At 29.5% G+C, this 13,476-nt stretch carries 12 protein-coding genes; 10 read left to right on the plus strand and 2 right to left on the minus strand.

The window, feature by feature from the left end; genetic code table 11:
• Positions 1–265 precede the first annotated feature (265 nt).
• The 6 genes from LGK95_RS08885 (at position 266) to LGK95_RS08910 (ending at position 7,640) form a co-directional block, all read left to right on the plus strand.
• Entirely contained in the window at positions 266–2,230 is a 1,965-nt protein-coding gene (locus LGK95_RS08885) for a sigma-54-dependent Fis family transcriptional regulator (RefSeq protein WP_226124220.1), read from the plus strand.
• 339 nt (positions 2,231–2,569) lie between these two features.
• A complete protein-coding gene (locus tag LGK95_RS08890; RefSeq protein ID WP_226124222.1) occupies positions 2,570–3,649 on the plus strand; it encodes a 2,3-butanediol dehydrogenase in 1,080 nt (359 codons plus the stop codon).
• Positions 3,650–3,812: 163 nt separating this feature from the next.
• Entirely contained in the window at positions 3,813–4,979 is a 1,167-nt protein-coding gene (locus LGK95_RS08895) for an iron-containing alcohol dehydrogenase (RefSeq protein WP_226124224.1), read from the plus strand.
• A gap of 367 nt (positions 4,980–5,346) precedes the next feature.
• Positions 5,347–6,162 (plus strand): FTR1 family iron permease, encoded by an 816-nt coding sequence (locus LGK95_RS08900; RefSeq protein WP_226124226.1) that lies wholly within the window; start codon positions 5,347–5,349, stop codon positions 6,160–6,162.
• Positions 6,163–6,619: 457 nt separating this feature from the next.
• On the plus strand, positions 6,620–7,048 hold the full coding sequence (locus LGK95_RS08905; protein WP_226124228.1) for a hypothetical protein: 429 nt from the start codon (positions 6,620–6,622) through the stop codon (positions 7,046–7,048).
• 262 nt (positions 7,049–7,310) lie between these two features.
• Positions 7,311–7,640, plus strand: coding sequence for a hypothetical protein (locus LGK95_RS08910; protein WP_226124230.1), 330 nt, complete (start codon positions 7,311–7,313; stop codon positions 7,638–7,640).
• Positions 7,641–7,767: 127 nt separating this feature from the next.
• Here the strand turns inward: LGK95_RS08910 and LGK95_RS08915 are convergent, their stop codons facing one another.
• Together LGK95_RS08915 and LGK95_RS08920 are read right to left on the minus strand one after the other, a co-directional pair.
• Positions 7,768–8,523, minus strand: a complete 756-nt coding sequence (locus LGK95_RS08915; RefSeq protein ID WP_226124232.1) for a DUF438 domain-containing protein — start codon at positions 8,521–8,523, stop codon at positions 7,768–7,770.
• Between the two features lie 192 nt (positions 8,524–8,715).
• On the minus strand, positions 8,716–9,426 hold the full coding sequence (locus tag LGK95_RS08920) for a Crp/Fnr family transcriptional regulator (RefSeq protein WP_226124233.1): 711 nt from the start codon (positions 9,424–9,426) through the stop codon (positions 8,716–8,718).
• A 267-nt stretch (positions 9,427–9,693) separates the two neighbouring features.
• On the opposite strand from LGK95_RS08920, the gene ric reads away from it, so the two are divergent.
• From ric to LGK95_RS08940, 4 genes are all read left to right on the plus strand, one after another.
• Positions 9,694–10,392: an iron-sulfur cluster repair di-iron protein gene (gene ric / locus LGK95_RS08925; RefSeq protein ID WP_226124236.1), complete on the plus strand. Its 699-nt coding sequence runs from the start codon at positions 9,694–9,696 to the stop codon at positions 10,390–10,392.
• Between the two features lie 83 nt (positions 10,393–10,475).
• The gene (locus LGK95_RS08930) at positions 10,476–10,817 is read left to right on the plus strand and encodes a cupin domain-containing protein (protein ID WP_226124237.1); all 342 of its coding nucleotides are present in this window, start codon (positions 10,476–10,478) and stop codon (positions 10,815–10,817) included.
• 165 nt (positions 10,818–10,982) lie between these two features.
• Positions 10,983–12,629: a hydroxylamine reductase gene (gene hcp / locus LGK95_RS08935; protein WP_226124238.1), complete on the plus strand. Its 1,647-nt coding sequence runs from the start codon at positions 10,983–10,985 to the stop codon at positions 12,627–12,629.
• A gap of 393 nt (positions 12,630–13,022) precedes the next feature.
• The gene (locus tag LGK95_RS08940; protein WP_226124239.1) at positions 13,023–13,163 is read left to right on the plus strand and encodes a hypothetical protein; all 141 of its coding nucleotides are present in this window, start codon (positions 13,023–13,025) and stop codon (positions 13,161–13,163) included.
• Positions 13,164–13,476: the final 313 nt, after the last annotated feature.

Below are 13,476 nucleotides of genomic sequence, written 5' to 3' on the forward strand. Positions count from 1 at the left end.
GATAATTATAATACTAAGGAACACTAGATGAGAAGTCTATCCAGACTTTCCTTTTTTTAGAGGTTTTTATAGCGAAATGCAGAATATTAACATAAAGTAACTATAAATAATTCAAGTGGTGATTAACATAGCTAATCAAAAAAAAATTGATATATCATTAGGAAAATTAGTGTTCATATCACTGAAATAAAATATAATAAATCAACTTTTTTATATGATGTACCTGAAGTATTAATTAGTATATAACTAGGGAAGGTGGTAAATTATGATTGATATCTCAAAAATCGAAAGTAAATGGAGCGAGCTTGTAGAAGAAAACAAAATACCTAAAGGTATGAGACAAGACATTCTTGATTCTTGGATTAGATGTAAAAAATATAAGCTTGATGTAAACATAAAAGGGGTAGAGATAGATAAGGTTCAATTTCATAAAATATTAGTTGAACATAAGGAACTTATTGAAATAGCAATACCTGTAATGCTTGATATATTCAAACTCTTAAATGAAACAAATTACTCCATTGTATTAACAGATGAGAATGGGGTGATACTTAAGGTTATGGCAAATAAAGAGATAATTGAAAAAAATAAAGAGCTAAACTTTTTGGAAGGATGTAATTGGAATGAAGAAAATGTGGGTACAAATGCTATTGGAACATGCCTTTATCTAAATAAACCATTTCATGCATTGAGCGCAGAGCATTATTGTAAAGCACAACATGGATGGAGCTGTTCTGCTGCACCAATACATAATGATAAAGGAAAAATTATAGGTATTATTGATTTATCAGGTCATTTTTATAATTTTCATTCACATACACTTGGAATAGCTATTGAAGCTGCAAATGCTATACAAAAACAATTTTCAATAAATGAGCAAAGAAAGTGGGTGGGAGCAGCTTTTAATTCTATTGAGGATGGGATTTTAGTTATAGATAATGATTTTATGATAAAAAAATTTAATTTGAAAATTTGTGAAATATTAAATATATCTGGACAAGAAATACATAAAATTGATATAAGAGGCTTACTGAAAGACATAATTAAAGATATGTATAATTTTAGTAATAGCGATAAAATTAACTATAGAGAAATTAGCTTTTATTTAAATAATAGCAGAGTAGAATGTAATGTAAGTGTTACACCAGTAAAAAATGAGAAAGAATATATAGGGTTTGTAATTCTTGTTAAAAAAGCTGATAGTTTACGACATGTGGTTAATAAAATAGCGGGGTTTTACTCAAAATGGTCTTTTGATAACATAAAAACTAAAAATCTAAAAATGATATCTCTTATTGAAGAAGCTAAAAGAATTGCAGCCAATGATTGTACTGTGTTAATTACTGGAGAAAGCGGGACTGGTAAAGAGTTGTTTGCACACTCTATTCATAATGCTAGTACTAGACGTGACAGGCCATTTGTAGCAATAAATTGTGCAGCTTTACCCAAGAACTTAGTAGAAAGTGAGCTATTTGGTTATGATAAAGGTACATTTACTGGTGCATCTAAAGAAGGATGTCCTGGAAAGTTTGAATTGGCAAATAAGGGAACAATTTTCTTAGATGAAATTGGAGAATTGCCATTGGAGATTCAATCTAAGTTGCTTAGAGTTTTAGATAATCATACCATAACAAGGATTGGTGGAAAGTACGAAAAAAAACTAGATGTAAGAGTTATAACTGCAACAAATAGAAATTTGTACAACCAAATCCAAACAAAAAATTTTAGAGATGATCTATATTATAGAATAAATGTATTTAATATAAAACTAATTCCACTTAGAGAGCGTCTAGAAGATGTTGAAGTTTATGCAGAACTTTTTTTACAGCAGTTAAATGATAAAAATTCAGAAAGCAAGAAGTTTTTTGATAAAGGGTTTATTAATTCCATTAAAAAATACAATTGGCCAGGAAATGTTAGAGAAATAGAAAATATTATTCAAAGAGCATATTATTTATCAGAAAATAATATAATTTCATGTTTGTTTATTCCTGAATATATCAATGAACATATAGAAGATATAAAAGAGATAGAACATGCAGAACGTATAGAAGATGCTATAGGTATACCCGACGACAATGGATTTAAAACTTATAAGTTAGAAGAAATTGAAAAAAACTTAATTGTTAAGGCTTTAGAATATTGTGATGGAAATGTTGTTAAGGCAAGCAAACTTATTGGTATTGGAAAGACTACATTTTATAGAAAAATGAAAAAATATAACAATTGAGTATAATACCAAGGTGGGAAAATGAATATTCTCACTTTGGTACTTTTTTTCAAAAATGAATCTTGAATAAGATGATTGTTACATATCTTTTCAAAACATTTTGGATGTATTAATTTAATATGAGGTGATAAAATGATATGTATAAAAAAACCAGAGTGGTTAAAAATAAGAATAAAGGCTGGATCCAATACAGGTGATATCAGTAATATATTGAAAAAATACAGTTCATATACCATTTGTGCTGAAGCGCTTCTGGTCCCCTTGTAAGAAGTTCCTATCATGCAGAGGATGAGTTAAACAGTTTAAACTAATTTTATTATTTTAGGAGGAATTTTTATTATGAAAGCAGCATTATGGTATGGGAAAAAAGATATTAGAGTTGAGGAAATAGAAGAACCAAAAGTTATCAAAGGAAATGTGAAAATAAAAGTAAAATGGTGTGGAATATGTGGATCAGATTTACACGAATATTTAGGAGGACCAATTTTTATACCAGTTGGCCAACCCCATCCTTTAACTGGTAACGTTGCACCGGTTGTTTTAGGTCATGAATTTTCAGGTGAAGTTGTAGAAATTGGTGAAGGTGTAACTAACATTAAAGTTGGAGACAGAGTGACAGTGGAACCTATTGTGGCTTGTGGTAAATGCCCAGCTTGCAAAGAAGGAAAATATAACCTTTGTTCATTATTAGGATTTCATGGACTTTGTGGAAGTGGCGGTGGATTTGCGGAATACACTGTATTCGCTGAAGATTATGTGCATAAAATACCTGACAGCATGTCCTATGAACAAGCAGCATTGATTGAGCCGATAGCAGTTGCTATTCACTCAATAAGAATGGCTAATTTCAATACTGGAGATACTGCGATTGTACTTGGTTCAGGGCCAATAGGACTTGCAACAATTAAATGTCTAAAAGCTGCAGGGGCAAGTTTGGTGATAGTATTACAAAGAAAATCAATAAGGCAAGAATATGCAAAAAGAGCAGGGGCAGACCATGTTCTTGATCCAAATGAAGTTAATATAGCTGAAGAAGTTAAAAAACTTACAGGTGGATTAGGCGTAAATACAGCTTTTGAAACTACTGGAGCAAAAATTGGCTTTGATATAGGTATTGATAGTTTAAAATACGGAGGAACTATGGTTATAACAAGTATTTGGGAAGGTGAAATGAACTTTAATCCTAATGTTTTAGTATTCTCTGAAAAGAAAATAGTAGGAACATTAGCGTATAGACATGAATTCCCAGCAACTATTGCACAAATGAGTGACGGAAGAATTAAATCTGACGGATATATAACTAAAAAAATAGCTCTTGATGATATAGTAGAAGAAGGCTTCGGAACTTTAACTGGACCAGAAAAGAAGAAACACGTTAAAATACTTGTAACGCCAGATAAGTCTCTTTTATCTGACTGAAAACTGTAATAGCAAGTAAAATCCAGTTATATCTAATTTTTACAATAAAACTAGAGATTTTACTTTTTAATCTTGATAATTATAATATAATAATTAGCCATAGTATTTTTAAAATCAGTGGTAGGTGAACAGAAGTATTAAAATATAGGGAGGAAAATTTATTATGGGAAGATTTACATTACCAAGAGATATTTATTTTGGAGAGGGTGCACTTGAGACTTTAAAAACATTAAAAGGTAAAAAGGCTGTAGTTGTTGTAGGTGGCGGTTCAATGAAAAGATTTGGATTTTTAGATAAGGTTGTAGATTATTTGACCGAAGCTAAATTCCAAGTTAAGTTAATTGAAGGTGTAGAGCCAGATCCATCTGTGGAAACAGTTATGAGTGGTGCTGCTACGATGAGAGAATTTCAGCCAGATTTGATTGTAGCAATGGGCGGAGGCTCACCAATAGATGCAGCTAAAGCTATGTGGATATTCTATGAATACCCAGAGTTCACATTTGAGCAAGCAATAATTCCTTTTGGACTTCCAGAACTAAGACAAAAGGCAAAGTTTGTAGCTATTCCTTCAACAAGTGGTACTGCAACTGAAGTTACTGCTTTTGCAGTAATAACAGATTACAAACAAAGAATAAAATTCCCAATGGCTGACTTTAACTTAACTCCAGATATTGCAATAGTTGATCCAGCACTTGCACAAACGATGCCTCCAAAACTTACAGCATTTACTGGTATGGATGCTTTAACTCATGCAATAGAAGCATATGTTGCTGGTTTAAGATCTGCATTTACAGATCCACTTGCTATGGAAGCAATAATGATGGTAGATGAACATTTACTTAAATCTTTTGCAGGAGATAAAGAAGCTAGAAATCAAATGCATTACGCTCAGTGTTTAGCTGGAATGGCATTTTCTAATGCACTTCTTGGAATAGCTCATTCAATGGCTCATAAAACAGGTGCAGTTTTCCATATTCCTCATGGATGTGCTAATGCAATTTTCTTACCATTTGTTATCCAATATAATGCTAAAAACTGTGCAGATAGATATGCTACTATTGCAAAGAGATTAGGACTTGTTGGAAAAACAGATACTGATTTAGTCAATGCACTAGTTAAGATGGTAAGAGATTTGAGCGTTAAAATGAATATGCCTCTTACAATGAAGGATTACGGAATAACAGAGGAAGATTTCAAAGCTAATGTTAAATTCATTGCTCATAACGCAGTGTTAGATGCCTGTACAGGATCTAACCCAAGAGAAATTGATGATGAAATAATGGAAAAAATGTTTAATAGTGCTTACTACGGGGAAGATGTAACATTCTAAAAATAATTGTAACCACATTTAGCATGCTAAGGCAAATAATAATTAAAAATTAAACAAGTGGATCTCGTATTATGGCAAACTCTTTATGAGCTTGCTTTTTTTATCTTTTAAATAATATCACTGTAAAGGTGATTATACGCTAAGGATTTCAAAAATATGAAGTCCTTATTTTTTATACTCTAAGCCCTACACCCCACACTTTGAGTTATGTAAGATTCTTGTCCAAATATTGTATTGCAAATAATTGGCTTAGCGTTGTGAATTTACGCTTTGAGATACTACCCACTATTGACAAAAATATAGCTGCATACTATAATCAATTAATAATGATAATCGATATCATATAAAAGAAAGGAAGGTTATATTTATGGCGAATTTTTTACCAGGACTAATTATGGGTTTTAGAGAGGGCCTTGAAGCTTTCTTAATCGTTGTAATTATACTTCAATATTTAAAAAAGAGTGACAATACTACTTTTATGAAGAATGCATTTTCAGGAGCTTTAATAGGAATTTTAGCTTCAGTAGGAATTGGAGGGATTTTATTATTCGTATCAAAATCTATTGGCAAAACAGATGAATTAACTAAGTTATGGGAAAGCGCATCAAGTATTGTGGCACTGATATTAATAACTACTTTTATCTATTGGATGATAAAACATGGAAGAAATATGGTTACGCAAGTTCAAACCCAAGTAAAAACTAATCTTTCAGCTATAGGCATTTTTAGTATTACCTTTTTTATGGTTGTTCGTGAAGGTACTGAAATTGCAGTATTTGTTTTTGCTGGCAAATATATTTTATTATCAATATTTTTAGGTGTAGTTTTCGCATTGTTTTTTTGCATATTGATTTATTTCTCTTTAGTAAAGATAAATTTAAAGATATTATTTAATGTAACTTTAGTATATTTAATTATACAAGCTGGATTTTTGTTAGGTTACGGCATCCATGAAGGATTATCTGCGCTACATTCTTTAAATATTATTTCAAGTTCAAGTCCACTATTAATTAAGGCGTTCGACCTTTCAAAAACTATCTTCTACCATAAAGAAGGTATAATAGGACTTCCTCTTTACGTTTTAATTGGGTGGTACTCAAAACCTGAAATAATACAATTTGTTGTTCAATATGCTTACACCTTCCTTTTGATTTTTATATGGTATAGAGAGGTAAGAAAATAGCGAAATTTTTGGAGGTATCTCGAAATGATTAAAAGACATTTTGAGATATCTTCTTTTTTTATATATACTTGTCCGCTATATAAGATAAGAAGTTGATAAGTATATTGTTTATGGTATAGTCCAGTTTGTTGTAATCATTCATAAGATTATTGAAATATAAATAAAAATAATCTATAAGTATAAAACTCCATATTGTTTCACCATTTATAGTTTATAATATTAAACAATTATTGAATGTAACATATTACAAAACTATTACAATGTAAATAAGATAAGAAATAACTTAGCAGATACTTATATATATTGTAAATAATACTATATAAATATATAAATAAATATAACATTTTTTATTATTTTTAATATTATATAATAATAACTAGATTTTTGTAATAATATTAAAGAGAGATACACATAATATAATTCACTTTATAATAATTTATCATTTAGGAGGCATAAAATGAAAAAAAATGAAAAAAAAGTTAGTGTATTTAAACTAGTCCATACTTGTATTAAAGAAAATGAGGAGTTTTATGTTAAGTCAGAATTGTTAGAAAAAGATTTAGTGAAGTTAATAAAAGTATTGCAAACTAAAGCTGTGAGTATTGAAAAAAATTTTGATTTATGCCCAAATGAAATGATGGATATATTACTTCAATATGATGGTATAAGAGCTTTTCCTAATGATATAGATTTACAAGAATTATATAACAAGGATGAGGAATATTTTAATTTTATAAAAATAGATTTATATAATGTATGGGAAAGTGATATTGTTATAGATGAAGAAGATTTGTTTGATATCAAATACATTAACGAAAATGCATTACAAATGATAAATAATTTTATAGAAGATGAACTTAGTCTTCTTAGCAAACAAACAAATTAGTTTTTTATTCTATATTCTGCTAAGTCATCGATGATATGATTATAGAAAATAATATTAGCAACAAAAACTGTTAAAGTTTTTGTTGCTATTTATTTTTTGTCAAACATTTTTAAGTCTATAAAAAACAATGGTTTACCGAGTGGTTAATAAGATTACTAAAAGAAATTAGAGAAATTAATAAATTAGTGGAATATTAATGATAATATAACTAATAAAATAATAACAGATAGGACTGAAAAGTTAATATGGGGGGGGAATATTAATGGGAAAAGTAATCGAATTGAAAAAGGAAGGGAACACTGATAGTACTGAAAAGGAATCTTTTGAATATATTCATCAATTTGCCCGTGACTTTTATGTGGAGGAAGAAGGTACATCTTGCTTAGAAGAAATCAATGGATTTGAGGTAGGCTTATTTTCCTATCTTATAAATGAAGATAAAGGGCGATTACCTAGTCATATTAAAAATATCAGGGTAGAAGCGATGAAGGCTTTTGAGAGAACTACAAAATCATTTTCAGAAGTTGAAGGTTTAACTCAAGAATTTTATGTTGGTTATATTAAAGGGTTCTGTAGCTGTTATGAATTATAATATTAGGCATCGGATGCTTGTTTTTATATTATACAATAATTTATAGATACTTAGATGGAGAGGGACTAATTAAATTAGCAACAGGGTCCCAATGTGATAGTGTAATTGTTATGGGATCCTGTTTAAATTATACTTTAGGTGTAAATCCACAATAGCCTATCTCATCGCACCTTCTCTTCATATCATTCCAGGTTTCATTTCCTTGTATAGATTCTATTGCTGTAGGGTATAGAATATAGTTTTCTTTAAATATGTGATCTCTTAAGTTAAATATAATATATTTTGCTGTCTCATCCACTTTTTCTTTGAATTCATCGAAGTTTGATTGCGAGGCATCCTCTGCCAAAGTTTTTAAAAACTCTTTCCTGGTTTTTAAATCCTCATGCTCCATTCTCATTATTCGAGTTGGACCAGTAATTTCTCTGTTTTCCATTTCGGTAAATAGTACTTTCTCTTCTCTTTGGTGGTGATTTTCTGCATCTAATATATTAAATATAACAATCTTTAATAACTCAATTTCTTGTAAACTGTTAGCATAGTTTTCGGTCCTTTGAATTTTAGAATTAATTTCTTCAAGTTGTGTTAAAAATTCAAGGATTTTATCATGCTCAGCAATAAGGGTATACACAACATGACCTGGTTCAATTTTTGTTTTAATTTTATCAAGTTCGCCTTTTAAAACTTCCATGTGAATATCACAAAGATGTCTTAAATCTTGAGGCTTCATTCCTTTTTCTATTAAATTTTGTTCTGCAATTGAAAGTTCAATGGGGCTTATATTTGAAACAATGTCTATTGCTTCTTTTCTTAGAGATTCGGTTACACCCTCTTGATTTAACTTTTGCAAAACCTGAGTTAATTTTTCTATCTTTATATTATCCATTTTTAAAGTCTCCTCTATAAATCTATTTTTCGAAATCTAATTTTCCTATGCCATAATTCTACTTAGTTTTGACTGATAGAAATATGATTCAAATCAAATTTTAAAAATAAATATATAAGTTAAATTAATGACTCTATAAATAAAAAATCAACCCAAAAGCTTATATAATAGGCCTAGGTTGATTTGAAAGTATTATTCCACATATGATTTTAACATATCTAATTGTTTTATAATCAGTACTTTGTTACCCTTAAGACTAATAATACCCAATTCCTCAAATATGCTGAGCTTCCTACTTATAGTTTCTCTTGTGACTCCAACATAATTAGCCATTTCTTCCCTATTAATAGGTAAATTGATTTGCAATCCTTGGCTGCTTTCAACACCATACCTTTCACCAAACTCTAAAAGCATAAATGCAATTCTTATTTCTGCATCATTAGTAGCAAGATTTTGTGCAAGATTTTCAGTCTGAGTTAGACGCCTTGCAATAACTTGTAATAACTTTAAGGATATTTTGGGGTTACTCATGATAATTTTATCCATATCCTGTTTGGCTAATGTACATATTTTAACATTTGATATAGCATAAGCATCAAAATTATATATTTCATCATTACTGAATAGGCTTAACTCTCCAAAAAAATCACCACTAGTAAAGATATGAACTATTTGTTCCTTACCTTCTTTTGTTAACTTGGATATTTTTACTTGACCTTCATTAATAATATATAATGTATCTGATTTTTCTCCTTGACTACACAACATATCACCTTTTTTATAGACTTTATGTCCTGTCATATCAATAATTTTTATAAGTTCATCATCAGATAGAAATGAAAATATCGGTACCTTCTTAGCACATAGGCTATGATTACAATTTTCGCAACTACACTCTTCCATATTTATCACCTACCTTTTATTATCATAACATTTTTAATTTATTTCGGTCAAATAATAATAAGTATTTTTATTATTATTTATAAATTTTGATTTGAATCATATTTATAAAATTGAAATAAATATAGAATGGGGTCATAGGAAAGCAAGAACATGTGAGAATAAATTAAAACATTGGAGGAATATATTATGAGCAAAAATATTATGCTAAGTGTTTATACAGCTGATTTATTACTTAGTAAAGTTTAAGAATACGAGGAGGAATTAATTATGGAGAAAATTATAAATAAAAATCAAAGTCTTGGAGAAATAGTTTCGATTTTTCCGGGTGCTGCACAGATTTTCAACAGATATAAAATAGATTATTGTTGTGGTGGACATGATACTTTAGAAGGAGCGTTGGAGCTCATAGCAATAGACAATGATGAAATCATAAATGAACTTAATAATGAGCATGATAAGTTTATAAAAACTAATTCAGAGTATAAGGACTGGAGAATAGAAAAACCTTCCACCTTAATAAGACATATAGTAGAAACTCATCATGAATTTACAAAAAAACAGCTTAAAGAAATAGATACAATATTATTTAAAGTACTCAAGGTACATTTTAAGATTCATAGTGTAGAACTATTAAAGGTGCATAAATATTTTGGAGCATTGAAAACAGAACTTGAAGAGCACCTAATCAAAGAAGAGGAGCATCTGTTTCCTCTTATAGAGAAATATGAAACAACAAAGGACAATAGTGTCTTATCAGAAATACAACAGTTAACAAAGGATACAGAGGAGGAGCATGAAGCTGCTGGAAATATACTTAAAGAATTAGAGAAGATAACCAGAGATTTTAATGCGCCAGAAGGAGCTTGTACTTCTTTCAAACTTGTATATACAAAACTTCATGACTTAGAAAAAGATTTGTTTATTCATATTTATCTAGAAAACAGTGTTTTATTTAAAATGCTTTAATAGAAAAAGATTTGATCTATAAATTAACTACACTAAAACTATTAACAAAATCAAAGAATTAAATTATATGAGGAGGAAAAATTATGAATGGAAAGTTTTTTAAAAATATTGAAGTTGCAAAAGCGCTAGTACTAAAAGAAGAGGTATTATATGTAGAAAAACAAGTTGTGAGTAAAACACTAACACAAACAAGTAACGTTAGTATAACACTATTTGCATTTGATAAAGGGGAAGAAATAAGTACACATTCAGCACCAGGAGATGCATTAGTATATGTAACAGAGGGTCAGGTTACAATAACAATAGGAGATAATGAACCTGTTAAAGTTAAGGAGGGTGAAGTAATACTAATGCCAGCAAATATACCTCATGGATTAGAGGCTGATGAAAGATTTAAAATGATGTTAGTCATAGTTAACGGATAGTAGAAGGAATAACATACCCTTAATTTTACAATTAAGGGTATGTTATTATAGTAGAATAGAAAAGTGTATTAAAAGAATAAAGAATATTGATTATTTTCTTGCATATATATATAAAAAAAGTATAAGCTAATGTTAGAAGAATATGAAAAATTAGGAGGGTTACATATGCAAGGAAAAATGTTTTGTTATCAATGTGAGCAAACTTTTGGTGGAAAGGGTTGTACCAAAGTAGGAGTCTGTGGAAAAACTCCAGAAATTGCAGCAATGCAGGATTTGCTCATATATCAATTAAAAGGAATAAGTTGTTATGCTACTAAACTTTTAGCCAAAGGTGAAAAAATTGATAAGTCATGGGTTTCATTTATTGAGAATTCATTGTTTATGACATTAACTAATGTAAATTTCGATCCTGGATCTCATATGGATATGCTTAAAAGATCCCAAGTAATAAAAGAAGATGCGCGAAAAAAAGCATCCGGTGAAAATGTTAATAGCGAAGAAGCTCTTTATAATTTAAGCGATACTAAAGAACAAATCCTTGAAGATGCTAAAAAAGCAGGCGTTATGTATGATGAAGATTTAGATGCAGATATTCGCTCAGTTCGCGAAACTATAAAATACGGATTAAAAGGAATTGCGGCGTATGCACACCAAGCTAGATTTATTAAATATAATAGTGATGAGGTAGACGACTTTTATTTTATAGCTCTAGCAGTACTTACTGATGATAGTTTAAATCTTCAAGATCTTATCAAGTACTTAGTAAAAATTGGAGAGATGAGTGTTAAGGTTATGGAGGTATTAGATAAAGCTAATAATGAAAAATATAATTCTCCAACACCTACAAAGGTTAATGTAAACATTAAAAAAGGACCATTTATCGTGATTTCTGGTCATGATTTAAGGGACCTTGAAATGTTACTAGAGCAAACAGAAGATAAGGGGATTAATATTTATACTCATGGTGAAATGTTACCTTCTCATGGATATCCTAAGTTAAATAAATACCCTCATTTAGTAGGTAACTTTGGAAGCGCATGGCAAAACCAGCAAAAAGAATTTGATGGTATACCAGGTTGTATCTTAATGACGACAAACTGCTTAATGAAACCAAGAGATTCTTATAAAGATAGAATTTTCTCTACAAGTGTAGTTGGTTGGGATGGAATAAAACACATATCTAATGATGAGACTGGTCATAAAGACTTCTCTGAAATAATTAGTAAAGCATTAGAATTAGGTGGATTTGAAGAGGATGAGGAAGTTAAAGAAATTCTAGTTGGATTTGGCCATAAAGCAACTTTAAGTCACGCTGAAACAATAGTAAATGCAGTAAAAGACGGAAAAATCAGGCACTTCTTCTTAGTTGGAGGATGTGATGGTGCAAGACCGGGAAGAAATTACTATACTGAATTTGCAAAGCAAGTTCCTAAGGATTGTATTATTCTAACTTTAGCTTGTGGAAAATACCGATTTAATAAATTGGAATTTGGTGAAGTTGCAGGGCTTCCAAGATTACTGGATATAGGACAATGTAACGATGCATATTCGGCTGTTAAAATAGCACTAGCACTAGCTGATGCATTTAAATGCACCATTAATGATCTACCACTATCATTGATTATAACTTGGTATGAGCAGAAAGCTGTTGCTGACCTATTGGCATTATTGTCACTGGGAGTAAAAGGAATTTACCTTGGACCAACGTTACCAGCTTTCTTAAGCCCTAACGTATTACAATTTCTAGTTGATACTTTTGATATTAAACCAATAAGCACACCAGAAGAAGATTTGAAACAAATATTAGGATAATATCAATTTCAGAGTTCTAGTTAGTATCAGTCAGGTGTAAGAGTAATGTCATATAGCATAAGAATAAATTATACGATAGTTAATAGCCATTCTCCTAAAGAGAGTGGCTATTTTTATATTTCTTTTACAAAGGTGAGTTTAATAAACTGCCTTTTTACTTTTTAATATAGAGAATTTCTTGTCTTGAGACCGATATTTAAAAATGTAGTAATTGATTGACTAGAAATTAAATTAACTTCCAATAGTAGTTATTTTGAATGTGGAGTTGAGGAAACTCATTTTAGAATATCAAAAAACTTGTGATGTACCAACGCTTATATGATATAATGGTTATGAGAGATAATAGAATATATGTATAAAAATGTACTTAAAGTCAAAGGAGATGCGTTAACAATGAAAAAATTAGATACATTTATAATAGAAGACAAGAAAAAAACTAAAATAGTGGCAAAGAAAGACCTCATTAAACAACAATTAGGAGAGAAAATGTTAATAGAATCTTTTGCAAAAGACAATATTGAATTTTTAGATTAGTTAAATTAGAAGGGTTATACAATTTATGAGGTTTCTAGAGATGAGATGACCTTTAACAAGAATTATAAATAGTTTCACAAAGAGGGTACATATATAATATGTACCCTCTTTTAATTTTATTATTTACACAAAAATTGAAGGATATTTGTAGATATTTGTTGAATAATGACAATAGAATGTTTTAAATGTATGCAAAGTATTTTAATCTGTAAAGATTAATGTATTAGCAGTTATGTAATTACTCGAATATAAATATATGAATGATAATGTTATTTTAGAATTAAATTAAATAAATTTATTATAAGGGGATTAA

It is taken from the genome of Clostridium algoriphilum (assembly GCF_020443705.1).
In the GTDB taxonomy this organism is placed as follows: domain Bacteria; phylum Bacillota; class Clostridia; order Clostridiales; family Clostridiaceae; genus Clostridium_AD; species Clostridium_AD algoriphilum.